We start from the raw sequence: 26,286 nt of genomic DNA, 5'->3' as shown, positions 1-26,286 counted from the left end.
GCGGCGGACAGCAACTCAGGGGGAAAACTGTAACCCATGTATCCGGTTCAAAGTGTTACCCATCTATCGGCTGGACACTATGGCGCGCTACCCGCCAGATCGTTGCCTCCCTGATCGCCGCGATCTTTACTCAGCCGCCCCTGGCAACTCTGCGCCGAAATCTCCATGCCCTGCGACATCGTTGGCGTGAGCCACCACGAAAGCGCAAGTTTCAGTCCATGCCAAAGCTATCTTAGCGCATATGCCCTTGCGGGGGAGATGTCCGGCAGGACAGAGGGGGGTGTGACGGATCGCCAACGCCTGCGGTTCATTTCCCCTCCATCACCGGCAGATCCCTCGCCGCCTCGTCGATCTCAGCCCAGGGATCGCCCGACGTCTCCAGCAGCCCGGGCAGCGAGGCGTAGTTCAGATCCTCAGGCGCGTCGATCGTCTCCAGGTCGGTCCAACTCACCGGGGTCGAGGCGGGCAGGTTGGTGCGGGCGCGCAGCGAATAGGGCGCGGCGGAGGTGTGGCCGCGGGCGTTGCGGTGGAAGTCGATGAAGATCCGCTTCTTGCGGTTCTCCTTGCCCATCGTCGTGGTGAAGGTGTCGGGCGCGCTGGCGGCCAGCAAAGTCGAGATGGCGCTCGAGGCCTGGTGCAGTTTTTTCCAGTTCTGCTTGCGCGTCACCGGCACGGTGATGTGGATGCCCTTGCCGCCGGAGGTCTTGGCGAAGGGGACCAGCCCCAAACTCTCCAGCCCGCCCTTGATGTGGACCGCCGCCTCCACCACCTCGCGCCAGGAAATACCCTCGCCCGGGTCGAGGTCGAAGACGATCTGGTCGGGCTTGTCGAGTTTTGATCGGTGCGTGCCCCAGGTGTGGAACTCGACGACGCCGAATTGCGCCAGCGCCAGATAGCCCTTGGCGTCCTCGACCGAGAGATAGGTTTTCGTCTCGCCTTCCGAATTGACGCTCTCGAACACCGCCACCGAAGGCGGCATGCCGGTGAAGGCGTGGCGCTGGAAGAAGCAATCCTGCGGTTTTCCCGTCGGACAGCGCACCAGCGACACCGGGCGGCCGATGATATGCGGCAGCATGAAATCGCCGACCAATGCGTAATAGACGGCGATGTCGAGTTTTGTCGGGCCGGTCTTGCCGAACAGCCGCCGCTCCGGATTGGTCACCCAGATGGTGGCGAGGTCGGATTCGGCGATCAGGCGCTTGCGCTTGACCGGCGCCGGCGTGGTCAGCCCGCCGACATCGCGCAACCCGCGAAAGACGCCGTGGCGGATCGCATTGTCGGCGGTGCGGTTCGAATAGCGCACGCGCGCCGACAGCAGCGGCTTCACCCAGTGCATCTCGCGCATGATCTCGCGCGGCACGCCTTCAGGCGGGCTGGCGCCGGCCATCAGCCGCTCCAGCCTGGCAAGCAGCTCGGTCGCCATGTCGCGGTCGAAGCCGGTGCCGACCTTGCCGCGATAATGCAGCTCGCCATTTTCGAACTCGGCCATGCCGAGCGCCGCCAACCCTTCCGCCCGATCGGAGACGGTGTAACCGGCGATGACGAAATCATCCGTCTTTTGCGCCTTCACCTTGGTCCAGCTCTTGGTGCGGCCGCTCGTGTAGATGGCGTCGGCGCGCTTGGAGACGACGCCTTCCAGTCCAAGGTCCGAAGCCTGGTCGTACAGACCCTGCCCGTCGCCCTCGACATGGTCGCTGTACTGGATGGCGGCATTGGCGGCCTGGCCGGCGAGCAGCTCGGCAAGCAGCGCCTTACGCTTTATCAGCGGCGCCCTGCGCAGGTCCCAGCCGTCGAGATGCAAAAGGTCGAAGGCGTAGAAATGCAGTTTCGAGCCGGCGCCTTCGGCCAGCGCGTCCTGCAGCAGCGCGAAGCGCGAAATGCCTTTCTCGTCGAGCACCATGATCTCGCCGTCGATGATCGCCTGCGCGACCGGCAGACGCGAAAAGGCCTGCGGAAGATCGCCATAGCGCTTCGTCCAGTCGATGCCGCCGCGGGTGATCAGCCGCACCTCGCCATCCACCACATGCGCCATGGTGCGGTAACCGTCGAATTTGATCTCGTGCAGCCACAACTCGCCCGTCTTCTCCGCCGGTCCCTCGCCGCCCGGCGGTTTCGGCACCTGGGTGGCAAGCTGCGGCTCGATACGGGTCGGCGGGGCGGCCTTGACGGCGCCTAGCAGCGCGCCGGGCTTCAGCGAACCCGGCTTCGGCGGCAGACGTTCCCGCTTCCTCGGCGGCGCCGCCAGTTCCTCGATGCGACGGCCGGACTTCACGCTTTCCGGCCGCACGCTCAGGATGTCGCGTTTCGCGTCCGAAGCGAGGTCGCGCTCCTTGAACAAGAGCCAGTTCTTCTTGTTCTCGTCCTCGCCGGGCTTGGGCTTCAGCCTTGTCAGCATCCAGCCGCCATTGAGTTTCTGGCCCGCCAGCCGGAACTTGAAGGCGCCGGTGCGCAGGCTTTTGTCGACGTCCTCCATCGGCGCCCAGGTGCCGGTGTCCCAGACGATCATCGGCCCGCCGCCATATTCGCCCTCGGGAATGACGCCCTCGAAGTCGATATATTCGATCGGGTGGTCCTCGGTCTCGACGGCAAGCCGCTTGTCGGCGGGGTTGAGCGAGGGGCCGCGCGGCACCGCCCAGCTCTTCAGCACGCCGCCGATTTCGAGGCGGAGATCGTAATGGTCGGCTGTGGCGTGGTGCTTGTGGACGACGAAGCGGTTGGAGCCCTCGAAGGCAGTGCCGCCCGCGGGCTCGGGAGTGCGGGAGAATTCGCGCTTGGCGCGGTAGGAGGTGAGCTTGGCGGGCATCGGTCAGGCGGAGGTGACGGCAAGCTTACCTTGCCAGCGCCGCGTTCCGGCACACCCCCCTCTGTCCTGCCAGCATTTCGGATTTTCCTATAGCGCGGCGAAGCAAGGGACCGGGATCAATCGTCAATCGCCGGCGTCAGCTCCAGCTCTGCCGGGGTCAGCCCCTGCCGCAGCTGGCTCAGCCGGAACTCGTCGACCCAATAGGCCTCGCCGTCGACGAGCACGCGGGCGCTGTAGGAGCCGCCGGAAAAGCGCTGCGCGGTGACATAGACCTTGTGGCGCTCGAGCGCGGTCTTCACCGCGGCGCGGCGGGATTTTTCTCTGGCGACGGGACTGGCCATGGCCTCACTCGAACTCGCTGCCGCCGAAGAATGCGGCTGCCATAAGCATGGCGGAGAGCGGAATGTGAGTCAATTTGCGGGACGCGGGCAGCGGTTCACCGCCCCGCCCGCAGGCGCCGCCAGCGCTGCATGAATTCCTGCGCGAGCTTGAACAGGCGCGGGTTGTCGCGCACGAAGGCGACGCCGCGGCCGCGATACTTGATCGCTTCGCTCGCCGCCACGCCCTTCAGCGTGATGCCGTAGCAAAGCTCGGACAGGACCGACTTCACCGCGCCCATATGCTCCTTGTAGCTCTGGTTGCCGACCGACAGGTCGAAATAGTCGAAGCCCTGCCCGCGTCCCCAGCGGATCAGCTCGCCCATGATGCACAGCCCGGGCGAAACGTTGGGCACCGCGGCCTGGTCGATCGCGACCAGCAGCGCATGCAGTGTGCCCAGATGGACCGCCAGGTACTGGACCGCGACCATGACGTCGCCGGCGCGCAGGCCGAAGATCCGCACCGACCCGTCCTTCAGGCCGCGATGCGCGGCCTCGCGGTAGAAATCGACCGCCGGCTGCTGCGCCAGGAGATCGAACCGGCCCAGCTCGCGAAAACGGCTGAGCCGCATCTCGACCAGCTTGCCGAAGATCGCGTCCACCAAAGCCGGCGTGTCGGCTTCCACCAGCGCCAGGCCGCCATTGCGGTCCAGCCGGCGCAGGTCCTTGTTGAGGGCCTTGACGAATGACGGACGGCAGATGCGCTTGACGACCGTCTCGGCGTCGCCATCCATGGCGATGCCGTAGTGGGAATGGATGGAATCGCGCGCCGGCGAAAGCAGCGCCAGGGGGTTGGCGACGCCGCCGATCTTTTTCGGGATACCGGTGATGTGGATGCGGTCCGCCGGCGGCAGCACGGAAAGCGCCGCCGCCCACGCGGCCTCGGCGGACTGCCTCGTCCACGGCGTGGCGTCGGCGAGCAAGGGCGCCGCATAGTCGCAGACCCCGCAGCTCAGCCACTCGATCACCCAATGGCCGAACGCGCGGCGCCGCATCAGCGGCACAAGCATGATCGGTTTGCCAGTCGCGGCGTCCCGCAATTCGACGATGGCCAGTTCGGCTTTCACGGGCATGAGCCGTTCGACGATCCCCTCGGCCCAGGCGAAATGCTGGTGGCCGGTGCACATGCCGGTCGTCTCGAGGCGCAGCCAGAGCGGTTTGACGGCTTCGAGGCTGGTGTGCAGCCGCGCCACATAGGCGCCACTGGCGGCGCCGGCGGGGTGCAGCGCCGCCTCGTCGTCGGCCAAGCCGGTCGTCATCGCCGCCATCGGCATTGCCTGGCTTGCCACATCATTCTCCTATCGTCTCTGCACGGCGAGCGTCGCCGCACGGCGCCAGGCGCCCAAAACACTGGGGCGCTGCTCGTTCGGATGCTTGGAATTCCACATGCGGTGACCCGCGAAATACCATGAGGTCACAAGCACGAAGGTCTCGGACACCGCGGCGCCGGCGAGCGACCATGTCGATGGCGCGACGGCCAACAGGACCCCGATCGTCGCCAGTCCGACAATCGCGCCGGCCAGGGTGATGAAGGCGACGATGCGGAAATCCCCGAGGATCTCGAGGACCACGCGCGGCATCACATAGGCCATGATCGGCACGAAGTTGGCGATGGCGAAAATTCCGATCAGGCCGACCGAGGCATGCTGCAGGGCCTGCGATTTGATCATCGGCAGGACGAACAGGACGCCGCAGCCATAGGCCAGGCTGCCGAAACCCATGACGAGCGCCCAGACCTTGGCCTGCGTCCAGACGCGGTCGAACTCCTTGTTGCGCACCAGCTTTGCAAGTTCCGGCTGCGTCATGTTGGAGAAGGCAAGGCTGGAGATGCGCAGCGGCGCGAACAGCACCAGCACCGCCGCCAGCGGCGCGTAGGCGGCCGGTCCGGCGATGCCGGCGACCAGCAGCGCCAGGCATTGCCCCTGGATGTTGGTGGTGGTGGCGCTGAACCCCGACCAGGAGAGCTGGGGCCAGAGCTTTGCGTAGCGCCGCCAGGTCGGCGCGCGGAAAGAGACGCGCAGCCTGCGGCGCGCCAGTTTCACCAGCACGGCGATGCCGACCATATTGGCGGCCGCAAGCGCGAAGAAGGTGGCCTGAAGCGCGTTCGCGAAGAACCAGATCGCCGCTCCCGCCAGCACGATGCCCGCGATGGTAAACACGGCGTCGCTGATGGAGACGACAATCTGCATGCGGCGCGCGAAAAAAGCCGTGCGCATGTGGCTGCGCAGCGACCAGGCGCCGACGAAACAGGCGGCGCCGATGCCGCTCGGATCGCCGAGCAGGCGCATCAGCAGTCCAGTGCCCAGCCCCATCAGCAGCGCCACCGCAAGAGCGGCCGATCCGAAGGTCACGTCATAAGCGTCGACGCCGATCCTGTTGGTGCTCTTGCTCATCCATACGGTCGCCGGAACGGCGGTGAGCGAGCGGATATAGGACAGGCCGACGCCGCCCATCACCATGGCCAGCGCGAAGAGGCCGTAGCCTTCCGCCGACAAAAGATGCAGCAGCGCGATGTTGAGGGCGAAATGGAAGCCGCTCTGCATCGCCTCGCCGCCGATCATCAGCATGAGGCGTCGCACCAGGTGGGCCGGGAAGGTGAACTTCACGGGCTCGTCTCCGCCTCGCGGGCGACACGCGCCCGCCCCCGCCGCGGCGTCGCGGCCTTCAGCTTGTCGGCCACGATCGCCACGATCGCGGCGGCGGCGATATGTTCGCTGAAGAGCGTCTCGTAGCGCGCCCGGCCGGCGGCGGCGAAGCCGCGCCAGAGCTCCGGCCGCTGGATGATCTCACCGAGCTTGCCGGCAAGGGCCCTGGCATCGCCCGGCGGCACATGCCAGCCGGTCTCGCCGTCGGCCACCACTTCCACCAGTCCGCCGATTGCCGACACCAGCGGCGGCCTGCCCCAGCCCATCGCCTCGATGGCGACGCGGCCGAGCGATTCCGGGCGACGCGACGGAACCGCCACGATGTCCGCCCAGCGGTAGTGGTCGGTGGGGTCGGAGACGAAGGGCAGCACCTCGACATGTCCGGTCAGCAGCCCCATGCGCCCGACCAGCTCGGCCAAGGCCTGCTCGCGCTCGACGCTTTCGAAGGCGCCGCCGACGAGGCGGACCTCGACGCGATCGCGCAACCCGGCGGGAAGCGAGGCGACCGCTTCGAGCAGCACCTCCTGCCCCTTGATGCGGTTGACGCGGCCAAGCAGCAGGATTTTTAGCGGGCGGCTGCCGTCATAGGTCACCGGCAGGGCGACCAGCGGCCCGGCGACGCCGTTATAGACGACATGCGTGCGCCGCCCCCTGGCATCGACGGCCGGCGGATCGCCGAAAGTGGCGCGCGTGGCTCGCGAGTTGAAGATCAGGTCCGCACGGCTCCAGCGCATCAGGGCGACAAGCACTTTGCGCAATATGCCCTCGGGGATCTCGTGGATGTGCAGCAGCGCCTTGCGCGGCAAAAGCCGCGCCGCCAGCGCATAGTCTGCGATGATCGAGGTGTTGATATAGGTCAGGTCGCTGCCCCGCATGCGGCGCCAGGCGCGCCAGAGCGCCGCCGGCAGCCGCGCCATCTCGACGGTGGCGAGCCTGAGCATCGCCTGGCGCCTGAGCACCCAGAGCGGCTCGAACACGATGCGGCTGGCATGCGGCGCCAGGATATCGACGATCGGCCCCTCGCGCGGCAGCACGACCTCGATCTCGGCGGCCGGAAACGCGGCGCGCAGCGCAGCCACGCTCTCCGCGAAGCTGCGGTCCGAACCATAGAGCTCGTAGCCCTGATGAACGCAGGCTATGCGCATTTCTATCTTTCCACCTTGCACCCCGGGCCGGCTCAGCACCGGACCCTTCAAGCGCGGAAGGAACTTCATGCCGAATCCGCACGCCGCTCTACCCAGCGGTGGCCACTGCAGGCCTCGGGAGCAAGGATCGTGCCGGGTATCGAACGCCCGGCTGCGACCCGAAAACCCAACCGTGCCCCGTATCGACACAGATACGTCGCGAAAGTTGACCGATAATGAAGCAAGCCCCGCGTTCTGAAGAGAAATTTTACACCTTCATGCGAGTATTCGTCCCGGGGGTACCCCTGGCACGGAAGTTGCTGGGCGGTCATTGACATAACGACAACCATGACCGGACCCGGGGAATCCTTTTATTTTGAAATCGGAACGACCTTCCACCCCGATCGAAAAGCCTTCGATCCTGATCCTGGGCACGCGCGGCATTCCGGCTTCCCATGGCGGCTTCGAGACTTTCGCCGAGCGGCTGGCGCTTTTCCTGGCCGGACGCGGCTGGAAGGTCGGCGTCTATTGCCAGAAGGAAGTCGAGCACGTCGGCCAAAGGGTGACGACCGGCACCTGGCGCGGCATCGAGCTCATCACCATCGAGGTCGCCTCCAAAGGGCCCCGCGCGACGCTCGAATTCGACTGGCAGTGCGTGCTCGACGCTGCCAGGCGCCCTGGCGTGTGCCTGGTGCTCGGCTATAACGGCGCGGTGTTCCTGACCTGGCTCAGGCTCATGCGGCGCAAGATCATCACCAACATGGACGGCATCGAGTGGCGGCGGCCGAAATGGGGGCCGGCGGCGCGCGCCTGGTTCTGGCTCAACGAATGGATCGGCGCCTGGCTCTCGCACAGGCTCGTCGCGGACCATCCGGCGATCGCCGATCACCTGGCGACAAGGCGGCCGCGCAGCGCCATCGCCACCATTGCCTATGGCGCCGACCCGGTGACCTCGGCGCCGGAGGAACCCGTTCGCGCGCTCGGGCTGGAGTCCGGCAGATATCTGGTCTCGATCGCGCGCATCGAGCCCGACAACAACATCCTGCCGATCATCGAAGCCTTCCGCCGCCGCGATCGCGGCGACATCAAGCTGGTGGTGCTGGGCACGCTCAACGACGACATCCCTTATCACCGCGCCGTGCGCGAGGCGGCAGGCACCACGGTGGTCATGCCGGGCGCGATCTACGACCAGGCGACGGTGAAGGCGCTGCGCTACCATGCGCGCGCCTATATGCACGGCCACACGGTGGGCGGCACCAACCCCTCGCTGGTCGAGGCGCTGGCCGCCGGCAACATGGTGATCGCGCATGACAATCGCTACAACCGCTGGGTCGCCGGCGAGGCGGCGATCTACTTCAACGACACCGACAGCCTGAGCCAGCGGATCGACGAGGCGCTGGCCGACGACGCGCTGGTGGCGCGCTGCAGCAAGGCGGCGCGGGCACGCGCCCGCGAAGCCTTCCGCTGGGAAGACGTGCTCGCGGCCTATGAGAAGGAAGCGCTGCGGCAGCTCGGCGCCGCCACGGCCGCGCCGGCGCAAGCCGACCGCGCCAAGCATGCATGACTGGGCACGCATGCCCGGCTGGTCGCGCCGCCGTCTGCTCGGCGCGGCGCTGGTCGCGGCAACAGTGCCGCTGGTCGCTACGGTTCCGCCGGTCATATCTCAAGCGCGAGCCGCCGGCGAATGGCCTTTCAGGCGCGGCGTCAACGCCTGGCCGTGGTTTGCGCTGACGCGCGAATTTCCCGCGCCCCGCACCGACTATGACTGGCCGCCTTTCCAGTCGCAGCGGCCCGTGCCGACGCCGGCCGACCTTGCCCGCCTGCGCGCCAGCGGGCTCGATTTCATCCGCCTGCCTGTCGATCCGGGCCCGTTCCTGGCCGCCGATACTGGCCCGCGCGCCGACCTCATGGCGATGCTCGGCGCGGCGGTCGAAGCGGCTCTAGCCGCCGATCTCGGCGTCATCGTCAACGTCCAGGCCAATGGCGCAACCCATTATTGGAATCCCGAGCGCATGGTTTCCAACACCGGCGCGCCGGAATTCGCCCGCTACCGCGCCTTCGTCGCCGACGTGGCCGGCATGCTCAAGGACATGGCGCCCGGCAGGGTCGCGCTGGAACCGGTGAACGAGCCGCCGCGGGACTGTTCCTCCGAGGCGTGGCCCAAGGTGCAGGCGGCGCTGCTCAGGGCCGCGCGGGGCTTAGCGAAAGACCTGCCGATCGTCGTGACCGGCGGCTGCGGCTCGATGGTGCGGGGCCTCACCGCGCTCGACCCGGCGCCGCTGGCGGAATTCGAGCCGGTCCTGTTCACCTTCCACTTCTACGAGCCCTATCTGTTCAGCCATCAGGGCGCGCCATGGATGCGCGAGCCGGTCTATCGCGCGCTGAACAACGTGCCCTGGCCAGCTTCGGCCGGATCGCTCGACAAGACGCTGGCCTCGGTCCGGGCAAGGATGGCAAAGGAGACAGAGAGGTCCGACGAAGCCAAGAAGGCCGCCTATGCCGAGACCGAGAAGGTGCTCAAAGTCTATTTCGACGCGCAGCCCGACCGCGGCTTCATCGACGGCTACCTCGCGCAGGTGAGCGACTGGGCGGACGGCCATGGCATCGCGCCCGGGCGCATCATCATGGGCGAGTTCGGTGCGCTGCGCACCGAAGCCCGCTACACCGCCGCGCCCAATCCCGATCGCGCCCGCTACATCGCCGATGTGCGGCAGAGCGCCGAAGCCGCCGGCTTTCCCTGGGCGTTCTGGGACTTGTTCGACGGCATGGGCATGATGGACGACAAAACCCGCGTGCTCGATCCCGCCATGATCGAGGCGCTCGGGCTGAGGATGCCGCCAAGTTGATTTGTTGAATCACCAAACCACGCTAAAGCTTTGGTTTGATGCGGGAGTCGGCGGTGGGGAGCCGGTGCATTCTTGCGAAATCGAGCCAGCGGCTCACAAATAAGGCGTGCCGGCGCCCGCAGCCAATCGCTGCGCCGCCGACAGCAAGAATGTACATCTATTTGCGCATTTCCGTTGATAGGTCGAGCAAATTGTGCAAATAATTGCACCTTGGCTTCCCAAGGGATCCTGGTGTCGGAGACGAACACCACCAAGATCAAGGCCCGGCTGGAACGGGAAGGCTGGCAGCTTGTCGGCGGCTCGAAACATGACAAATACAAGAAGGCCGGGATGCCCACGATCATGGTTCCCCGGCAGAAGACAGTGACGCCCTTGGCAGCCCGCTCAATCGCGAAAGCGGCGGGCTGGGAATAATACCGACTCCTCACCATCTCCATGAAGAGCAAGGCAACAAAGAACATAGGCCCAGGACGTGTCTCGCTATATCGCACTCGTGGATGCCGCGGACGGCATTGTCGGTGTGTCGTTCCCCGATGCACCAGGTTGCGTGGCCCAATCGGAAAACCGCGACGAGGCATTCAAGGATGCAACCGCGGCTCTGGCCGAATGGGTAGCTGAAGAACTGGCGGAGGGTCGTGATGCTCCCCGCCCCCGAAGCATGGACGAGCTTATGGCCGACGGAGAGGTACGATCGGCCTTGACCGATGGCGCCGTTTTGATCTCGGTCCCTCTCATTCGGGACTATGGCCGGCCGGCCCGGGCCAACATCTCATTGGATGCAGGCCTGCTGGCCGACATCGACGAAGCAGCCCATCGACTGGGTGTTACCAGGTCTGCGTTTCTAGCCGCGGCGGCCAGGGAGAGGCTTAAGGAAACCGTCTGATCGCTCCGGCCTGTACAGCGCCAAGGCAATCACCACGAATTTGGTCATCAGCGTTGTCTTGGACGCAAGGCTTTCCGAGGTGTTGATGATGAGAAGCCAGCCCAGCATCGGCAGCCAGATGCCGGGATGGCAGCGGCGAGCCACCTCGTGCATGAACAGCGCGAAGCCGAAGAACATCAAAAGCGTGAAGAAGGCGCCCTGATAGAGCGTCATGCGGATGATCGGGTTCTCGATGCCCTGTTCGAGGCCGCTGATGCGGCGGGTGCTCTCCAAAAGGTCGATGTCGGGGCCGACGATGATGTCGCGCAGCTCCAGCCGGCTGAACAGGTCGAACATCTGGACGCGCGCGTTGGCGCTGCCATTGTCGGAGACGAAGCGCTCGAGCAGCGCGTCGAAGAAGCCGTAATAGCCGGCGAGCATGATCGCCAGCGGCAGCAGCGCGGCAAGCATGATCACGAGCGCCGCGGCCAGAAGGTTGACGCGCCCGGTCCTGAGCTGGGCGACGCCGCGAGTCAGCATATAGACGCTGCCGAGCAGGACCGTCAGCACCATCGCCGAGCGGCCGCCGAAGGCGACCAGCGCGCAGAACTGCAGGCCGACCAAAGCCAGCCGAAGCGGCGTCGACAGGGAACGCGCGCCGGACAGCAGCGACAGCACATAGATCAAGGTGACCGTGGCATTGGACAGCGGGTGCCCCTGCAGCGCCGTCGAGCGCGGGTCGTTGACGAACACCGCGCCGTCGAACCTGTAGGGGAATACCAGATGCTTGGTGCCGAACTCGAACAGCGCCAGCAGCGCGTTCACCGTCATCACGGCATGGATGACGAGTTGCAGCCGGGCAAAGGTCTTTTCGTCATCCTCGCTCAACACCAGGACGAACAGCGCCGGCGCCACGAAGGTGTCGATCATGCCGGCCATGCCGGGGCGTTGCCTGGCGATGACGACGATGAGAAGCACCACTGCGATCACCGCCAAAAGCGCGGTGGCCGGACGCCGGTTGGTGACATTGACGACGTAGCCGACGGGATTGCCGAAGGTGCATGACCGCCAGGCAAACACCAGGACCACCAGATAGGTGGACGGATGGATCTTGGTCAGCGCGCTGCCTTGCAGGCCCTCGTAATTGTAGCCGAGCAGCCACAGCATGCCGCCGGATAGGGCAAACAGCAGAAGCACCGCCACCGTGATGCCAAGCCGGGTCAGCGTGTCGACAGGGACAGCGCGCCAGCCCGCCATGCCGTAACCTGAAACGGGGACAGGCCGGGCAGAACCAGCCAGGACCGAGGCCATGTCAGGCGGCCTCGTCGACCAGCATGGCGCCGGTCGGTAGCCGCCCCATGACGGAGACCGCCTCCGAGGTCGAGGCGACGTCGCGCATCGGCGTCGCGTTCAGCCTGGCGACGAGCAGGATCTCGTCGGCCATGGCGACCAGCGGCAGGACGTTGAGGTCGTCGGCCAGGGCGCCGCCGTCGACGACGACGAGCTCGAAGCTGCGATTGGCCTCGGCCAGCATGCGGTGGGCGAAATAAAGCGCCTGCGCTTCCTGGAACACCGCCGCCGGCCGGCCCCGACCGATGAGCGCGACGGAACTGCCGGGCGCATAGCGGCTGACCGCGTCGAGCGGATATTCGCCGCGCAGCACGTCGAGCACGCCGGGCTGCGGGTCCTTCTGGCCCTTGCCGGCATTGATGTCGATGAACAGCACGCGCCGCCCCCTGGCCGCCGCCGCGTTGGCGAGCTGCCATGCAACCCTCGAGCGCTGCGCCTTGTCCTCGGGCGGCGACGCCACCAGGATCGAAGGCACCAGCGGCCAGTCGGGCGGACGCCTTGTGGCGGCGGCGATGCGCTGCAGGGCCAGCCCGGCCACGGCGTCGGTCTTCTGGGCGGCGGCGCCCGAGCGGCGGCGTCCCCTGCCCGGCAGCACGCCCAGCACCGGCGCCTCGATGGCCGTCTGCATCTGGTTGGCGGAAAGCACGGTCGGGGAAAGATATTCGGCGATCAGCGCCATGCCGACGCCCAGCGCCAGCCCGCCGAAGACGGCGCCGAACACAAGCAGCCCCTTCGGCGGCCAGCTCTTCTTCAGCGCCGGCATGGCCTGCGAGATGATGCGGGCGTTGGTGCTGTCGACATTGGTCTGCTCGCGCGTTTCCTGGGCGCGCTGCAGGTAGTTGGCATAGACGGTGCGCACGGCGTCGAGGTCGCGCTGCAATTCGCGCAGGCGCACCGAAGCCTGGTCGGTATCGAGCGATTTCGACTTGAGCGCCGCCACCCTGGCCTGCAGCGCCTGCTGGTTGGCCAGGGACCGCTCATAGTCGGTCTCCGCGGCGGTGACGATGCGGCCGAGCTCGCGCTGGATCAGCACACGCAGGTCGCGCAGCTGCTGCTGGGCGGCGATCATCGAGGGATGGCGCGGTCCGAGCCCGGTGCCGAGCTGGGCGATCTGGTCGACGAGCGCCGCTTCCTGTGCCCTGAGGCTCGAAATCGTCGAGGAGCGCGTGGCTTCCGAGGTCGCGTCCGGCGCGCCGCCCTGCCTGCGCAACTGATCGACCTGCGCCTTGAGCTGCTGGGTGCGCGCCTGCGCAGCGGTCAGCTCGGCATTGAGCCCGGTCAGTTCCTGGTCGCTCACCAGGTTGCCCTGGGCCATCACCATGTTGTGCTGCGAGCGATAGGCCTCGACCGCATTCTCGGCCTCCTCGACGCGCTTGCGCTGTTCGTCGAGCCGCGCGGTGATCGCCTCGGAGGCCTTGGCCGCCTTGTCCCTGCGCGCGTCGGCCTGGTCGGCAAGGTAGGCGGTGGCGATGGCGTTGGCGAGGTCCGACGCCTTCTGCGCGGTCTTGGCGGTGATGATGATGTTGAGCACCAGCACCTTGTCGTCGCGCTTCACCGCGAGGACGCGTCGCAGCGAATCCAGCGTGATCGCCGTCCTGTCGCTGTCACTGTCGCCGAAGAGCATGCCCATCCAGCGGCCGAGAACACCCTGCCCGTTGAAATCCGGATCCTCGGTCAGGTTGGTCGCCTTGATCGCGCGCAGCAGGACGCCGTTCGACTGCGCGACGCTGACCTGGCTCTCGACCTGGGTGATGCCGCCGTCGGGCGAGATGCGGCTCGGATTGACGTCGTTGGTGACGACCTGGAGATCCTCGGGATCGACGATGATCTGCGCCGTCGAGGAGTACAGCGCCGGCGTCAGCAAGGTGTAGACGAGCGTCGCGGCGGTGAGCAGCGCGGTGACGGCGAGGATTAGGAAGCGGCGCCGCAACAGGATGCGACCGAGATCGCCAAGCTCGACCGTGGCGGAGGCTGGCGCGGGCGCGTAATAGGCCGGCTGCGGCGCGACCGCCTCCGGAGCGTTCTGCTGAGGCACCATGAGCAGGGGTGGTTGCAAAGGTCGCTCCGACAACGCTCCATCGGCCGGCAAGACGAGAAATGCGGCGTTGGCCTAGCTATTCCCGGCAACGATTAAAACACTGTTAATTATGTTCATAAATTGAGGCTGCCCTGGCACGAAGTTTGCACCAACACAGTGGAAATTTGGTGCAGCTGAAAGTGGAGACATCGTGCGCATGCGGCGGGAACTAGACCCGGCGGGCCTGCCTGCCAGTTCCGGAGGCGAGTCGCCCGGGGACTGGCCATGCGCCTGAGCCTGCGCCTCAACGGCGATCGCGTGCGCGCTTTCCATGTCGTGCTGGCCGAACGGCTGTCGCTGCTGTCTGGCGTCGAGCTTTGCGTCGACGCGCGTCCGGCGGCGGGCGGCGTGCCGCGCGCGGCCGAGGCGCTGTTCCAGCTTGAGACGCTTATCCACCGCCTGCCCGCCAATGGGACGGCCAGGCGTGTGCCAATTTCGGCCCTGGCCGGCCATGCGAGAGCGTCCGCGCCGGTCGATATCACCATCGACCTCGTCGGCAATGCGAAGCCGCAGGGCGGACGAGTGTGGCGGCTCTCCTATGACGGCGTCTGCGGCGAGGAAGCCCTGCTGGCGCTTATCCTTGCCGGCCGCACGCCGCACGCGCGCCTGGAGCAGAATGGCACGACGGTCGCCGAAGGACGACTCGGCACCGAATATCCCGGTATTGCTCTGGCGTCGTTCCAGGACATGCTGGCGCGCAGCGCCAGCCTGATCGTGGCGGCGGTCAATGGCGCCGCGCGGTCGCATCTGCCCGTGCTGCCCGAACCGTCGCCCGAGGTGGCGTCGTCGGTGATGCCCTCGGCCACGAAACTCGGTGTGCGGGCGACCAAGGCGACGGCACGACGCATCGTCCAGCAGATCTATCATCTGTGCTACAACGCTCCGCACTGGCGGGTCGGCTGGCGCGAGACCCAAGGCAGGGACCTTTACGATCTGCGCGCCCATCCGCGATCGGGATGGCGCGACCTGGCTGACGACGGCAGCCGGTTCTACGCCGATCCGTTCCCGGTGCTTTACCGCGGCCAGGTGACACTGTTCGTCGAGGATTATATCCATAGCGCCGGCAAGGCGATCCTGTCGGCGGTGGCTTTCGGGCCGAACGGGCCGGCAGGCACCCCCAAGCCGGTGCTGGAACTGCCCTACCACCTCTCCTACCCCTTCGTGTTCGAGCGCGACGGCCAGATGTGGATGGTGCCGGAAAGCGGCGCCAACCGCAGCGTCGACCTCTACCGCGCCACCATCTTCCCGGGCGGCTGGGTGAAGGAAGCGACGTTGGTCTCCGACATCGTCGCCAGCGACGCCACGCTTGTCGAGCATGGCGGGCGCTGGTGGATGTTCGCCACGGTGCGCGACGGCGGCGGCGCCTTCTCGGACCAGCTGCATCTGTGGTCGGCGCCGGACTTCCGCGGGCCGTGGACGTCGCATCCGAAGAACCCGCTGCTGATCGACATCGCCTCGGCGCGCCCGGCGGGCCGCCTGGTTAGCCGCGGCGGCCAGCTTCTGCGTCCGGTGCAGGACTGCCGCAGAAGCTATGGCGCCGCGCTTGGCATCGCACGCGTCACCCGGCTCGACGATGACGGCTTCGAACAGGTCGTCGAGACGATCCTCAATCCGGGCGCCGGCTGGGCCGGCCGCAAGCTGCATACGCTCAACGAAGCGGGCGGACTGGAATTCATAGATGGTTCGGCAATGGCACCACGCTGGAAGCAGGCCCAGTGGCGGGAGAGCATGCCCACGGCCCGTGGAGACAGGCAATGAGCACCACCGAGAACCGCGAAACGCCCGCCGCCCCGCCCGGCCGGACCGAGGTGGAAGTGGCAATCGTCGGCGCCGGGCTGGCCGGAACCGTTCTGGCGATAACGCTCGCCAAAGCGGGCCGCAAGGTGGCGCTGATCGACCCGCATCGAATCCACCATGAAGAATTCCGGGCCGAGAAGACCCGCGCGGAACAGATGGGGCTGTTCGAGAAACTCGGGCTCGGGCCGGTTTTCAGGTCGCTCGTCACGCCAATGACCGATCTCCATGTCTTCCGCTTCGGCCGATTGTTCGAGCGCAAGCAGACCTTCGAATACGCCTTTTCCTACACGCCGCTGGTCAACGGCCTGCGTGCGGCGCTCCCTCCAGAAGTGCCGCTGACGGTGGGCAAGGTCGCCGACGTGTCGACCGGACCGAACCGGCAGCGCCTGGTGCTCACCGACGGCTCGGTCATCGATGCGCGCCTGCTGGTGGTGGCCACCGGCTACAGCGAAGCGGTGCGGCGCGCCATCGGCGTCGAGCGCATCGAGGAATCGAAGGCGCATTCGCTGTCGATGGGGTTCGATTTCGCGATCTCGCCGCAGGAATTCGGTCTGCAATCCCTCACCTTCTACGCAAGGCGGATCGCCGATCGCATTGCCTTTCTTACCATCTTCCGGATCGGCGAGCGGCTGCGGGCCAACATGTTCGTCTACCGGACCGTCGCCGACCCGTGGGTGCGGGCGTTCCGCGAGAACCCGCAAAAGATTCTGCTCGAGCTGATGCCGGAGATTGCCGCGCGATGCGGCAACTTCGCGATCGCCAGCGAGGTGGACGTGCGGCAGGTCAGCCTGACGACGACGCAGGGCCATCGCCGCGACGGCGTGGTCTTCGTCGGCGATGCGTTCGCCACGACCTGTCCGGCGCAGGGCGACGGCATCCACCGGGTGCTCACCGATGTCGACTGCCTCGCCACGACCCATATCCCTGCCTGGCTCGAAACGCCCGGCATGGCGGCTGATAAGATCAGCGCTTTCTACGACGATCCGGTCAAGGTCGCCGCCGACGAAAGAGCCATGCGCGCCAGCATCTATGCCAGGCGCATCACCACCGAGACGGGACTGGAATGGCGCCTGCGCCGCCTGCGCAACAACACCGCGCGGCGCCTGATGATCTTCGCCCGCCGGTTCCGGGAGGCGGGAAAACCGAGCGGTGCCGCACCTGGCGTAACAGGAGCTGCTTTCGACCACACCGACAAGGCGGCGCAGGAATTACACGCCGGGCCGCGCGTGGGAGCACAACCGTAAGCTTACGAATCCGCAAGTCGCGCGTCGCGGGCGAACCCGGTTTAGTTTCACGATGGACCAGTGTCTCCTGCTCGGCGGGACAGCGTCGCATCAATGGCCCGCTGCCGCCTCATCGGTTCGGCATCGGGCTAGTGCGTTTCACCGTTTCACGGAAACGGCGAAACGCCATGTCTCTTTGATTTAACGCAATTCCGGACGGAAAACCGCTCACACTTTTCCTGGTATTGCTCTAGCGGCCACGCAGGATCGTTTCCGCCGCCCGATATCCGCTCGAACGCCCGGCACGGGCGCCGGCAGGATCCGCCCCCTCCGCGCGCATGGGGATTGGCCCCGCACCGCGCTTCGCCCTATCTTCGGATCGAGACAGGGACAACGACCATGACTAGCATCCGGGCGATGACGAGGAACGATCTTGCCGAGGTGTCGCGGCTGCTCGGCCAATCCTGGCGGCGGACCTACGCGCCAATCATGGGCGACGAGACCGTGGCGCGGCTTTCCGACGAGAGGCATGCGCCGGACAAGCTCGCGCAAGAACTGGAGGACGAGGACAAGATGTCCTTTGTCGCCGAGCGCGCCGACGGCTCGATCGCCGGCTATGCGATGGCGGCGATGGACGCCAAAGGCGAAGTCACGCTGGAGCGGCTGCACATAGAGCCGCAGGCGTTCGGTAGCGGGCTTGCGGTCGACCTTTTGCATGCCGTGCTTGCCGCGCATGCCGGCATCCCCTCGATGGCGCTGGAGGTGATCGAAGGCAACGACCGCGCGATCGCCTTCTACCGCAAGCACGGCTTCGAGGTCGTCGAACGCCGCGAAGCCGCCCACGGCGTAGGCGGCCACGCCTCGCTAATCATGCGCCGCATGCTGCCGAGGGCTTAGAGCCCGTTCCAGAATTTGCTCCACGGGCACCGAGGGGGTCTACGGTGCTCATCAGTGTCCGATGGCGGCCAGCAAGCCTGGCAGACCGATGCCTACGATGAGGACTGCCGTAGCAAAACCACCACCTAGCGTTCCTGCCGCTCCCGGTAGAGTATCCAGAGCGGCACAGTTACCATACCGACCACAATCACGGCCAATTCGACCCAATAGGTAAATGGGTCATGGGCTCGCTCTACGGGGTGATCCTTGAAATTGATCCGGCCCGTCCAAAGAGATTGGGCAACCGGTACGAGCAGGAAAAGCTCGATGGCCAGCATAACGGCTCTCATCATAAACTTGCTGGGTTTCATTATGCGCTTGTCTATCAACGGCACCCCAGTATCGGGCAACGGTTTTTTTAAGAGTAATCGCCCTGCCATCGGACTCGCTAGAGCGATTTTCGAAACAGTCGCATCAGGCGTCGGCTCAGAGCCGGGCGCGGCGTGGACTGTGGGAACATGAAAAAGCGCGTCGCGCCGAAACGAGTTCGGGCGACGCGTTACAGGTCTTTTGTCCAAACGTCGGTGTGGGTGATTCCGCCGGGTCCCCGTGGAGTCGGCGGAACCACCCGCCCGCCTTGTGTCCTTCCCAAGACAGGCCGATCATACGACGCCCTCCGCCGTTTCCCTTGACCTGGATCAAGCGCTGCCGGCCCGGCGCTGGACGTGTCCTGTCCCCGCCCTATAATTTCGCGAGCGCTGATCTTTCGCGGGAGACAAGGACTTATGAGCCTCGGCAGACACAAACTCGGCAGCCAGGGGCTCGAAGTCTCGGCCATAGGCCTCGGCTGCATGGGCATGAGCCAGTCCTACGGCCCGGCCGACGAACAGGAATCGATCGCGACGCTCCACCGGGCGATCGAGCTCGGCTGCACCTTTCTCGACACGGCCGAGGTCTACGGGCCTTTCGTCAACGAGGAACTGCTTGGACGCGCGCTGCAAGGCCGGCGCGATCAGGTCACGATCGCGACCAAATTCGGCTTCCGCATCGTCGATGGCAAGCAGGCCGGCACCGACAGCCGGCCCGAACACATTCGCGAGGTGGTCGACGCTTCGCTGAAGCGGCTCGCCACCGACCGCATCGATCTGCTTTACCAGCACCGTGTCGACCCCTCGGTGCCGATGGAAGACGTCGCCGGCGCGGTCGGCGAGCTGGTGGCCGAGGGCAAGGTGCGCTTCTTCGGCCTGTCGGAAGCGGGCATTGCCAACATCCGCCGCGCGCATGCCGTGCATCCGGTCTCGGCGCTGCAGAGCGAATATTCGCTGTGGGAGCGCAACCTCGAGCCCGAGATCATCCCGGCATTGAAGGAGCTGGGCATCGGCCTGGTGCCCTTCGCGCCGCTCGGCCGCGGTTTCCTGGCCGGCGACGTCAAGCGCGCGGAAGACTATCCCGAGGGCGATTTCCGTCGCGGCGACCCGCGGTACCAGGGCGAGAACTTCGACTTGAATGTCGCGGCCGCCGCCGCAGTGCGCGACATCGCCGCGGCAAAAGGCGTGAAGCCCGGCCAGATCGCGATCGCCTGGCTGCTCGCCAAGGGGCCGGACTTCGGCATCGACATCGTGCCGATCCCCGGCACCAAGCGGCGAACCTATTTGGAAGAGAATGTCGCGGCCGCGGATATCGATCTCGATCCGACCGAGATGCTGGGGCTCGACATGGCGCTGACGCCCGACAAGGTTTCGGGACCGAGATACAACGAGCGCACGATGTCGCTCGTGGACAGGTAGGTAGGAGCAGCCCGTCAACGCCCTACTTGTTCTTGCAATCCGCCCTTGCCTCCATCGCTTTCCGTGCCTCGCCCTCGCTAGCGTATGTCTTCTTGTCCAGATCGACGACAAGCGTGCCATCCGGCTTCTTCGGGACGATCTCGCACTGCTTGGAGACCGCGTCCCTAGCGACCCAATATTTCTCGGCCGCCATGGCGGGCAGGCTCATGATGCCGGTGGCGAGGATTGCGATGGCGAGGGTGCGGACCATTGCGGACCTCCATGGCTCTGGTTGGAGCGCTGCGGCGGGCGCCGGATTGAGGCGACGCCGACATGCCGCTATTGGGAAACGCCCTGCCCGCCGCGGTGTTCCGGCAGCTCAGGCGCCCGAATGCGGATCGATGCTGTAGGGATGCACCGGATAGCCGGGCCCGATCGCCTCGCCAACCCTTTCCACCCAGGCTTCGACCGCCGGATAATCGGCGAGTGAGAAACCGCAATCCTCGGCGCGGTGGCTGTAGGCATAGACGGCGATGTCGGCGATGGTGAGCGTATCGCCGACCAGGAAAGGCGTGTTCCGAAGACTGCGCTCCAGCGCGCCAAGCGCCCGCGCGGCCGCCTCGCGCTTGCCGGCAACCAGCGCCTGGTTGCGCTCCAGCCGGCCGGTCAGCGTCCAGAAGCGCAACGAGCCGATGACCGGCTCGACATAATACTGCTCGAAGAACAGCCACTGCATGACCTTGGCGCGGGCAAGCCGGTCCGCCGGAAGATAGGGCGTACCCTCGGCGACGAGAGTGAGGATCGCGTTGGACTCGGCAATCGCCTGGCCATTCTCCACGGCGAGCACCGGAACGGCGCCGGCGGGGTTGAGCTTCAGAAAGGCCTCCGTGCGGCTCTCGCCCTCGAAGATCGAGACGATGCGGGTTTCGTAAGCGATGCCGAGCAGGCCGAGCAGGACGCGGACTTTCCAGGCGTTTTGCGACGGGAGATAATCGTAGAGCGTGAGCATGGCCGATCCCTCATTGGCAGCAATGGCTTCGCATGAGGTGGTGGGATGCGCCACCCGATTCAGGTGGGCGGGGCTCAAACACAGAAAGGTCTGCGCGAGGCCCCCCTCTCTGCCCTACCGGGCATCTCCCCCTCAAGGGGGGAGATTATATGTCATGCATGCTTTCGCCAATCGCCAGCGCTGCAGGGAGATGCCCGTCGCCGAAGCTGCCGATCTCCCCCTTGAGGGGAGATGTAGGCAGGACAGAGAGGGGGCGAAGGAACTCGGCCTGCCATGTGGGCCACAGACGCTACTCATCGCCCCGCAATATCCTTCGCCACTGCCTGGGCCTCGATGCCGATCTCGCGCAGCAGGCCGGTGACGGGGTTGTGAAAGCCGACGAGATAGACGCCCAGCTCGCTTGCCCGCGCGTTCACGCCGCTCTTGTCCGGCCTGAGCTCCGCCGGCAGGAAGGCGTCATAGGCCGGACGATAGCCGGTGGCGAAAATCGCCGCGTCGAATTTCTTCTCCACGCCATCGACGAATTTCACGCCGTCTCCGGTGAAGCTTGCGATGTCCGGCGCAATCCCGATCCTTCCCGCCTTGATCTCCGCCACCGTGCCGATATCGATCACCGGAATGCGGCCGGCCTCGATGCCTTGCAGGATGCCTTGCTTTGGCCGCACGATGCCGTATCGCTCCAGCCGGCCCAGCGCGAGGTCGAGGATTTTCGGGAACATCCAGTCATTGACCGATCGCGGCATGGTTCGGCTGGCGATGCCCACCATCTGGATGGGCACACCGAACAGCTGGCGCGGCACGATGTGGACGCCCTTGCGCACCGAGATGGTCGGGTGGGCGCCGCTCTCGGCAAGATCGAGCGCGATCTCCGCGCCCGTATTGCCCATGCCGACGATCAGCACGTCCTTGCCGGCATAGGGGGCCGCTTCGGTGTAGGCGGCGCTGTGCAGCACCTTGCCCTTGAAATCCTCTATGCCCGGGAAATTCGGCATGATCGGCTGGGCGTTGTTGCCGGTGGCGACAACGATCCTGCGGGCGCTGAACAGCCCGGCATCGGTCTGCACCAGCAGGCGATCGCCCTCGCGGCGGATGGATTTGACCGTGACGCCGAAGCGCGGCTCAAGGCGGAAGCGCTCGGCATAGGCATCGAGATAGGCCACCACTTTTTCGCGCGGAACGTAGCGGGGATGGCTCTTCGGGAACGGCGCGAAAGGCAGGGAGGAGAAGGATTTCACCGTGTGCAGATGCAGCCTCCGGTAATGCCGCCGCCAGGACGGCGCAACCTCATCGGCCTTTTCGAGGATCAGGAAATCCACGCCCGCCTGTTTGAGGCAGGCGGCGACGGCAAGACCGGCGGGGCCGGCGCCGACGATGACGACATTGGTCTCCAAATGCTTTCCTCCCGCCAAAGCGGCAAAAGCTATGACGGGAGGGGTTGGAGGGGCAAGTAGGGAGAAGCACCCATGCTTACCCGTCTCAGGGCGGCGGCGCCTTATCTCCCTCCAGGCGGTTCGACCGAACGCACCCCAACGCGGAACTGTCGGGCCGCTTAGGGAACTGTTTCCAGCCCTCACGAGTTTTGTCGCCGGCGGGTGACTCATAATTGAGGATGGTCATGCAACAGATCGGCGAGTCCAACAGTTCAGTTCAGCCGCTCGATGACATGGAGCAGCAAACCATGATACGCATTGAGGAAGCTGAGGAGCTCATAGAGCAGAACCGCCGACTCATTGAGCGGTCCCGAGAAATCCTTGCGAGCGCACCCGAGCTGCCTGCTGGGCCTGGCAAGGCAAAGCAACCGGACTTGAAAGCTGCTCGTGCCAAGACTTTTACTGACAAGCCGTCTTCCGCTGCTCCGTCGCGGCACGGCATTCGTGGCAACAGATGATCTTCAGCAAATCCCAGTGAAGTCAGGGCTGATCCGGCCCGAGGCCGGCATCCAGCTCGCCGCGCGCGACCGAGGAAGGCTGGACGCGTGAGGAGCCGAGCGAGCGCTGCGGCGGCTGATCGCGGCCGGCAACATGGCTCAGATGGAAATGCCAGGGATCGAGGCTGAGCTGGCGATTGCCAGGGCGATGGTCCACGCTGGCAAGCCGCTCTAGGACGGGTATCGGATCAACGTCTCCGCGCCCTCTGGCAGTTCAAACAGAGCAGAACAGTCGATCACATCGTGCAACTCGGCATCTGGGTCGAGCCGGAGGCAAGAGCTGTGGGATCGAAGGCTTCGGAGCCCGATGATTTTCTGTAGCCTCGCCTGACGTTCCGCGTCGCCCGGCAACAGTCGAGGTGGGCTTTTGTTCTTTTCTACCGGAGACTGCATCTTTCCGCCTCGGCAACTAGCGGAGAACCAGCGAGGTTCCCGTCTTCTATCGATCCTATAACTCCCACGACCGCCCATGCCATCATCCGTTTGGAGGTGATCCTCCAGTCGGAAGAGGCTGAGGCTCCCGAACTGGAGCTTGTTAGAGCCACCTTGAAAGACAAAGCCCGCCGCTTTCGGCCGGGGAGCAATTTTATGTACATTAGAACAAGCTTGACTAGCCGATGGACCGCCCCAGACTCGCTGTATGGCAAAGGGCAACATCAAGGTGGGCGATACGGTTGCGATCACCGCAACGATCCGCAAGCGTGTGACAGCGGATAGAGTCGCTGTTTTGATCCCTTCCTACCACCAGCCACATTCGATCGTAGACACCACCCCGAACATCAGCAGCGGGCAGAAGATCGAGCTTACGGGGGAAGTCACTAGGGTAGATGGGGACACCGTGACGGTTGGCGGCAAGGATCTCGGGATAACGGTCAAGACGAACACTGTGCGCCTGATGACGAGTCACGTTCCGCCAAAGAAAAACCCATCGACGTAAAGCCGATGGGTTATCTTCCCTCAAACTGCTGTGCGCCCCTTTTCCCGGATGGTCCGCCAAAACTCAGGAAACCCCGCACAAGCCTTTCCTAGTAGAATCTCGGGTAAAGGGCTGTAGCTTGGCGGCAACAGCTTGGGCGATGAGGGGGCCGGTCTGCGATTTTGCGATGACACTCGATCGCAGACCGGTGTCCACTCCTGGGTAGAAATGGGGACGGCGCCATAGTGATGCATTGTCACCGAGGCCGCGATGTCAAATGTTAAACTTGGCAGCCGCGTTGCCCACCTGCTTCGTTGTAAAATCGGCCTGGAACATTTTAGCGAGATTGAATGTTCCAGACTTATGGACAGCCGACATGAACTCTCCGCAGAACAGGTCAGACTCGCCCGAGCCCTTTTGAACTGGTCGCGGGTGCGACTTGCTTCCAAGGCCAACCTCAGCGAGGCAACGATCAGCGGAATCGAAAACGGCCTAAAGAACACTCGGCCCAGCAGTGTGCTTGCTGTGCGGCTGGCTTTGGAGGCTGGGGGGATTGTCTTTGCGCCGGACGGGCGCGCTTCAATAGCGGATCCGCAAGGCCAGATCACTGCCGACAACAGAACGTGGCGCCGACGGCTGGCGGACCGCTCCTTGACTCGCGACCGATCCGAGGTGCGATCTCAAATGAGAGCCGTCGCTCGAAAGAAAGACCCGCCGACCTAAGCCGACGGGTCATCTTCCCTCGAACTGCTGTGCGCCCCTTTCCCCGGATGGTCCGCCCGAAACCCAGGAAACCCCGCACAAGCCATTTCTAATGGAATCTCAGGCGAAGGGCTGTAGCTTGGCGGCAACAGCTAGCGACTGATGAGGCAACGACCGCGATGTCGCTTACGACATGTGCGAGCGGCCCAGAGGCAGCCTTGACAGCGAAACAAGCTCTTCCTCATCCGCGATGCCGGCCATGAAGTTGGCGAGGATTCGGGACGCCAGAGCCTCACGTTCATCGGCAGTCTGCTCTTCATATTTCAGGCGGTCGAACACCCTTGCCAGGAACTCCAATTCTTGAGGCTCGAAAATTCCGGCGTCCTGTGCTTTCCGGCGGATTGGCATCGCAGTAACTCCACCTACTTTTCGCGAAAATCCTTCAGCGAGGCATGACGCAACGTCTCCTCGCCCTTGAGGAACTTCACCCGTCCGACGAGCCCCGGCTTCAGCCATTCCGCCTTCTGCTTTGCCAATCCCTTTGGAGGCGGAGCACCAGCTTTGCCCTGCACGCGATCCCAGAGAGCCTGTCGTTTGTCGGCTTTGAACGTCACGAAGGCGCCGCCCATATAGCGGCCCTGATCGGCCATCAGCACCATGGCGGGCTTCCCAGCCTCTCGCTGCACGCCGATGATGTCCATTTCGGCTTCGACGTAGCATTTGATTTTCCGCCAGCTCATGGTCGCGCCAGAGCGATAGACACTGTCGAGGCGCTTCGAAACGATGCCTTCCAGGTTGGTCTCGCACGCCAGGTGGTAAACGGCATCGCCAGCACCAGGCAAAGCTTCCGAGAACTGGATATGCCCGCCGGCCGGGATGAGCGCCTGTAGCACCTCCCTGCGATCCTGCAGGGGGAGATCGCGCAAGTCATGGCCGTTCAGGTGCAGGAGGTCGAAGGCGACGAGATAGAGATCCTGAGGCCGCCGTGTGATTGCCGAGCGCAGCGCATCGAAGTTGGACAGGCCCTTTTCGTTGAGCACGATCATCTCGCCTTCGATAATGAAGCTGCCGGCTTTCAGACTGGCCGCCTCTTCCGCGAGCGGCTTGTACTTCGCGGTCCAATCAATGCCTGCCTTTGTGAAGATGCGAATGCCTTCATCGTCCTTGACGAGTTGCGATCTGTAGCCGTCGAATTTCACCTCATGGCTCCAATCGTCGCCCTTGGGCGGCTGCTCGACAAGCTCCGGCTCCATCGGGCGAATGAACGACAGCCGAACCGGCTTACGCATGAGAACCCCAACGCATCACTCAAGTTTGATTCAATAGCGCAGGGTCGCTTCGGTTCCGTTAGCTGCAGCTAATGGGAACATTCGGTGCGGAACTCTGTTCTCTCTCACCAGGAGGAACAGCTATGGCAGACGACAAGACCAAGCGCGACTTTCGCGATCGCGACCGAGTCTCAGTTGATGAGGATTATGAGGTGCGCTATTTCGCCAAGCAGCACCGGATCAGCCCCGAGCAGGTTCTGGATCTCATCAAAGAACACGGCAACGACCGAAAGACCTTGGAGCGGGAGGCGAGGAAGCTGAGAGGATGACGAGGCTTTCCGAGCTCGGCCCGCCGAAAGGGGTGACGGTGCACCGCCCGGCTGGCTCCATTCGGAATTCGGACTTCTATCGCTGCGAGACGTGCGGCCAGGCAGTCGACTGCAAAGACATCAGACAGGTTATGTGGCACCAGTTCCAGGACGAGCATGAGCCGCTTGAACTGGACAGCTAATCGGCAATGCGGCGATACCGGAAATGACCGCGGATATGGTCGTTGAAAAAGCGGCCTTTGACAAAGGCCGACCGGAACGCGGCGTAAGTCTCCGGTGGCACGCCCTCAAAATCGTAGCGCTTGCCGCTGGCCACGAACCACACAGAGAGGATCCTGCTGGCCTGATCGTACTCTGTCTTCTTGATCGAGGTGGATGGCAATGGCGCA

Annotated in this window: 27 protein-coding genes; 12 read left to right on the top strand and 15 right to left on the bottom strand. The window is 65.0% G+C overall.

Annotated elements, in window-relative coordinates; translation table 11 throughout:
* Positions 1-307: 307 nt before the first annotated feature.
* The 5 genes from ligD to CK230_RS31925 form a co-directional block, all read right to left on the bottom strand.
* Complete coding sequence (ligD, locus tag CK230_RS31945) at positions 308-2,803, bottom strand: DNA ligase D (protein WP_095820756.1); 2,496 nt, start codon at positions 2,801-2,803, stop codon at positions 308-310.
* 116 nt (positions 2,804-2,919) lie between these two features.
* A complete protein-coding gene (locus CK230_RS31940; protein ID WP_095820755.1) occupies positions 2,920-3,144 on the bottom strand; it encodes a hypothetical protein in 225 nt (74 codons plus the stop codon).
* Between the two features lie 95 nt (positions 3,145-3,239).
* Entirely contained in the window at positions 3,240-4,469 is a 1,230-nt protein-coding gene (locus tag CK230_RS31935) for a GNAT family N-acetyltransferase (protein ID WP_095820754.1), read from the bottom strand.
* Between the two features lie 9 nt (positions 4,470-4,478).
* Entirely contained in the window at positions 4,479-5,786 is a 1,308-nt protein-coding gene (locus CK230_RS31930) for a hypothetical protein (RefSeq protein WP_095820753.1), read from the bottom strand.
* A complete protein-coding gene (locus CK230_RS31925; RefSeq protein WP_095820762.1) occupies positions 5,783-6,970 on the bottom strand; it encodes a glycosyltransferase family 4 protein in 1,188 nt (395 codons plus the stop codon). Before CK230_RS31925 ends, CK230_RS31930 begins: the two co-directional genes overlap by 4 nt.
* Positions 6,971-7,325: 355 nt before the next feature.
* On the opposite strand from CK230_RS31925, the gene CK230_RS31920 reads away from it, so the two are divergent.
* From CK230_RS31920 to CK230_RS31905, 4 genes are all read left to right on the top strand, one after another.
* The gene (locus CK230_RS31920; RefSeq protein WP_245430137.1) at positions 7,326-8,513 is read left to right on the top strand and encodes a DUF1972 domain-containing protein; all 1,188 of its coding nucleotides are present in this window, start codon (positions 7,326-7,328) and stop codon (positions 8,511-8,513) included.
* Positions 8,514-8,523: 10 nt separating this feature from the next.
* The gene (locus CK230_RS31915) at positions 8,524-9,795 is read left to right on the top strand and encodes a cellulase family glycosylhydrolase (protein ID WP_095820761.1); all 1,272 of its coding nucleotides are present in this window, start codon (positions 8,524-8,526) and stop codon (positions 9,793-9,795) included.
* Positions 9,796-10,026: 231 nt separating this feature from the next.
* The gene (locus CK230_RS31910; RefSeq protein ID WP_245430136.1) at positions 10,027-10,209 is read left to right on the top strand and encodes a type II toxin-antitoxin system HicA family toxin; all 183 of its coding nucleotides are present in this window, start codon (positions 10,027-10,029) and stop codon (positions 10,207-10,209) included.
* A gap of 58 nt (positions 10,210-10,267) precedes the next feature.
* Entirely contained in the window at positions 10,268-10,678 is a 411-nt protein-coding gene (locus CK230_RS31905; protein ID WP_095820751.1) for a type II toxin-antitoxin system HicB family antitoxin, read from the top strand.
* Here CK230_RS31905 and CK230_RS31900 read toward each other — a convergent pair.
* Both CK230_RS31900 and CK230_RS31895 read right to left on the bottom strand, forming a co-directional pair.
* The gene (locus CK230_RS31900; protein WP_245430135.1) at positions 10,637-11,914 is read right to left on the bottom strand and encodes a VpsF family polysaccharide biosynthesis protein; all 1,278 of its coding nucleotides are present in this window, start codon (positions 11,912-11,914) and stop codon (positions 10,637-10,639) included. The genes CK230_RS31905 and CK230_RS31900 overlap by 42 nt on opposite strands.
* Positions 11,915-11,969: 55 nt before the next feature.
* A complete protein-coding gene (locus CK230_RS31895; RefSeq protein WP_095820750.1) occupies positions 11,970-14,063 on the bottom strand; it encodes a Wzz/FepE/Etk N-terminal domain-containing protein in 2,094 nt (697 codons plus the stop codon).
* A gap of 246 nt (positions 14,064-14,309) precedes the next feature.
* Between CK230_RS31895 and CK230_RS31890 the strand changes: the two genes are divergently transcribed.
* From CK230_RS31890 to CK230_RS31880, 3 genes are all read left to right on the top strand, one after another.
* Positions 14,310-15,842: a formyl transferase gene (locus CK230_RS31890; protein WP_095820749.1), complete on the top strand. Its 1,533-nt coding sequence runs from the start codon at positions 14,310-14,312 to the stop codon at positions 15,840-15,842.
* Positions 15,839-17,125, top strand: coding sequence for an NAD(P)/FAD-dependent oxidoreductase (locus CK230_RS31885; RefSeq protein WP_095820748.1), 1,287 nt, complete (start codon positions 15,839-15,841; stop codon positions 17,123-17,125). Before CK230_RS31890 ends, CK230_RS31885 begins: the two co-directional genes overlap by 4 nt.
* 378 nt (positions 17,126-17,503) lie before the next feature.
* On the top strand, positions 17,504-18,001 hold the full coding sequence (locus CK230_RS31880) for an N-acetyltransferase (RefSeq protein ID WP_095820747.1): 498 nt from the start codon (positions 17,504-17,506) through the stop codon (positions 17,999-18,001).
* A 125-nt stretch (positions 18,002-18,126) separates the two neighbouring features.
* Here CK230_RS31880 and CK230_RS31875 read toward each other — a convergent pair whose 3' ends face one another.
* The gene (locus CK230_RS31875; RefSeq protein WP_141246172.1) at positions 18,127-18,318 is read right to left on the bottom strand and encodes a hypothetical protein; all 192 of its coding nucleotides are present in this window, start codon (positions 18,316-18,318) and stop codon (positions 18,127-18,129) included.
* Between the two features lie 447 nt (positions 18,319-18,765).
* Between CK230_RS31875 and CK230_RS31870 the strand changes: the two genes are divergently transcribed.
* The gene (locus CK230_RS31870) at positions 18,766-19,767 is read left to right on the top strand and encodes an aldo/keto reductase (RefSeq protein ID WP_095820745.1); all 1,002 of its coding nucleotides are present in this window, start codon (positions 18,766-18,768) and stop codon (positions 19,765-19,767) included.
* Between the two features lie 22 nt (positions 19,768-19,789).
* Here CK230_RS31870 and CK230_RS31865 read toward each other — a convergent pair whose 3' ends face one another.
* The 3 genes from CK230_RS31865 to CK230_RS31855 all read right to left on the bottom strand — a co-directional run bounded on the left by CK230_RS31865 (position 19,790) and on the right by CK230_RS31855 (position 22,146).
* On the bottom strand, positions 19,790-20,017 hold the full coding sequence (locus tag CK230_RS31865) for a hypothetical protein (protein ID WP_095820744.1): 228 nt from the start codon (positions 20,015-20,017) through the stop codon (positions 19,790-19,792).
* A gap of 108 nt (positions 20,018-20,125) precedes the next feature.
* Complete coding sequence (locus tag CK230_RS31860) at positions 20,126-20,755, bottom strand: glutathione S-transferase family protein (protein ID WP_095820743.1); 630 nt, start codon at positions 20,753-20,755, stop codon at positions 20,126-20,128.
* A 293-nt stretch (positions 20,756-21,048) separates the two neighbouring features.
* Positions 21,049-22,146, bottom strand: coding sequence for an NAD(P)/FAD-dependent oxidoreductase (locus CK230_RS31855; RefSeq protein WP_245430134.1), 1,098 nt, complete (start codon positions 22,144-22,146; stop codon positions 21,049-21,051).
* A gap of 224 nt (positions 22,147-22,370) precedes the next feature.
* Between CK230_RS31855 and CK230_RS31850 the strand changes: the two genes are divergently transcribed.
* Positions 22,371-22,643, top strand: coding sequence for a hypothetical protein (locus CK230_RS31850; protein ID WP_141246171.1), 273 nt, complete (start codon positions 22,371-22,373; stop codon positions 22,641-22,643).
* A gap of 22 nt (positions 22,644-22,665) precedes the next feature.
* On the opposite strand, the gene CK230_RS33410 is transcribed toward CK230_RS31850, so the two are convergent.
* Positions 22,666-22,839 carry a hypothetical protein gene (locus tag CK230_RS33410; protein WP_176480299.1) on the bottom strand — a complete coding sequence of 58 codons (174 nt, stop codon included), beginning with the start codon at positions 22,837-22,839 and terminating at the stop codon, positions 22,666-22,668.
* Positions 22,840-23,322: 483 nt separating this feature from the next.
* Between CK230_RS33410 and CK230_RS31840 the strand changes: the two genes are divergently transcribed.
* On the top strand, positions 23,323-23,619 hold the full coding sequence (locus CK230_RS31840; RefSeq protein WP_095820739.1) for a hypothetical protein: 297 nt from the start codon (positions 23,323-23,325) through the stop codon (positions 23,617-23,619).
* 249 nt (positions 23,620-23,868) lie between these two features.
* On the top strand, positions 23,869-24,321 hold the full coding sequence (locus CK230_RS31835; protein ID WP_348629182.1) for a helix-turn-helix transcriptional regulator: 453 nt from the start codon (positions 23,869-23,871) through the stop codon (positions 24,319-24,321).
* Between the two features lie 165 nt (positions 24,322-24,486).
* On the opposite strand, the gene CK230_RS31830 is transcribed toward CK230_RS31835, so the two are convergent.
* A complete protein-coding gene (locus tag CK230_RS31830) occupies positions 24,487-24,708 on the bottom strand; it encodes a hypothetical protein (protein WP_095820737.1) in 222 nt (73 codons plus the stop codon).
* 14 nt (positions 24,709-24,722) lie between these two features.
* The gene (locus CK230_RS31825) at positions 24,723-25,589 is read right to left on the bottom strand and encodes an RNA ligase family protein (protein WP_095820736.1); all 867 of its coding nucleotides are present in this window, start codon (positions 25,587-25,589) and stop codon (positions 24,723-24,725) included.
* A 122-nt stretch (positions 25,590-25,711) separates the two neighbouring features.
* Between CK230_RS31825 and CK230_RS31820 the strand changes: the two genes are divergently transcribed.
* Positions 25,712-25,897: a DUF3606 domain-containing protein gene (locus CK230_RS31820; RefSeq protein ID WP_095820735.1), complete on the top strand. Its 186-nt coding sequence runs from the start codon at positions 25,712-25,714 to the stop codon at positions 25,895-25,897.
* Positions 25,898-26,075: 178 nt separating this feature from the next.
* Here the strand turns inward: CK230_RS31820 and CK230_RS31810 are convergent, their stop codons facing one another.
* Positions 26,076-26,279 carry a KTSC domain-containing protein gene (locus tag CK230_RS31810; protein WP_095820733.1) on the bottom strand — a complete coding sequence of 68 codons (204 nt, stop codon included), beginning with the start codon at positions 26,277-26,279 and terminating at the stop codon, positions 26,076-26,078.
* Positions 26,280-26,286 lie beyond the last annotated feature (7 nt).

It is taken from the genome of Mesorhizobium sp. WSM3859, from assembly GCF_002295065.1.
In the GTDB taxonomy this organism is placed as follows: Bacteria; Pseudomonadota; Alphaproteobacteria; order Rhizobiales; family Rhizobiaceae; genus Mesorhizobium.
This window is presented reverse-complemented; position numbering and strand designations above follow the sequence as displayed.

Excerpts from the sequence above, each read along its gene's own strand:
- ligD (WP_095820756.1), bottom strand. The coding sequence starts at position 2,803 with ATGCCCGCCAAGCTCACCTCCTACCGCGCCAAGCGCGAATTCTCCCGC.
- CK230_RS31830 (WP_095820737.1), bottom strand. The coding sequence starts at position 24,708 with ATGCCAATCCGCCGGAAAGCACAGGACGCCGGAATTTTCGAGCCTCAA.
- CK230_RS31925 (WP_095820762.1), bottom strand. The coding sequence starts at position 6,970 with ATGCGCATAGCCTGCGTTCATCAGGGCTACGAGCTCTATGGTTCGGAC.
- CK230_RS31890 (WP_095820749.1), top strand. The coding sequence starts at position 14,310 with ATGCGCCTGAGCCTGCGCCTCAACGGCGATCGCGTGCGCGCTTTCCAT.
- CK230_RS31915 (WP_095820761.1), top strand. The coding sequence starts at position 8,524 with ATGCCCGGCTGGTCGCGCCGCCGTCTGCTCGGCGCGGCGCTGGTCGCG.
- CK230_RS31940 (WP_095820755.1), bottom strand. The coding sequence starts at position 3,144 with ATGGCCAGTCCCGTCGCCAGAGAAAAATCCCGCCGCGCCGCGGTGAAG.
- CK230_RS31850 (WP_141246171.1), top strand. The coding sequence starts at position 22,371 with ATGCAACAGATCGGCGAGTCCAACAGTTCAGTTCAGCCGCTCGATGAC.
- CK230_RS31860 (WP_095820743.1), bottom strand. The coding sequence starts at position 20,755 with ATGCTCACGCTCTACGATTATCTCCCGTCGCAAAACGCCTGGAAAGTC.
- CK230_RS31865 (WP_095820744.1), bottom strand. The coding sequence starts at position 20,017 with ATGGTCCGCACCCTCGCCATCGCAATCCTCGCCACCGGCATCATGAGC.
- CK230_RS31835 (WP_348629182.1), top strand. The coding sequence starts at position 23,869 with ATGTCAAATGTTAAACTTGGCAGCCGCGTTGCCCACCTGCTTCGTTGT.
- CK230_RS31880 (WP_095820747.1), top strand. The coding sequence starts at position 17,504 with ATGACTAGCATCCGGGCGATGACGAGGAACGATCTTGCCGAGGTGTCG.
- CK230_RS31820 (WP_095820735.1), top strand. The coding sequence starts at position 25,712 with ATGGCAGACGACAAGACCAAGCGCGACTTTCGCGATCGCGACCGAGTC.
- CK230_RS31900 (WP_245430135.1), bottom strand. The coding sequence starts at position 11,914 with ATGGCGGGCTGGCGCGCTGTCCCTGTCGACACGCTGACCCGGCTTGGC.
- CK230_RS31875 (WP_141246172.1), bottom strand. The coding sequence starts at position 18,318 with ATGCTGGCCATCGAGCTTTTCCTGCTCGTACCGGTTGCCCAATCTCTT.
- CK230_RS31840 (WP_095820739.1), top strand. The coding sequence starts at position 23,323 with ATGGCAAAGGGCAACATCAAGGTGGGCGATACGGTTGCGATCACCGCA.
- CK230_RS31885 (WP_095820748.1), top strand. The coding sequence starts at position 15,839 with ATGAGCACCACCGAGAACCGCGAAACGCCCGCCGCCCCGCCCGGCCGG.
- CK230_RS31870 (WP_095820745.1), top strand. The coding sequence starts at position 18,766 with ATGAGCCTCGGCAGACACAAACTCGGCAGCCAGGGGCTCGAAGTCTCG.
- CK230_RS31825 (WP_095820736.1), bottom strand. The coding sequence starts at position 25,589 with ATGCGTAAGCCGGTTCGGCTGTCGTTCATTCGCCCGATGGAGCCGGAG.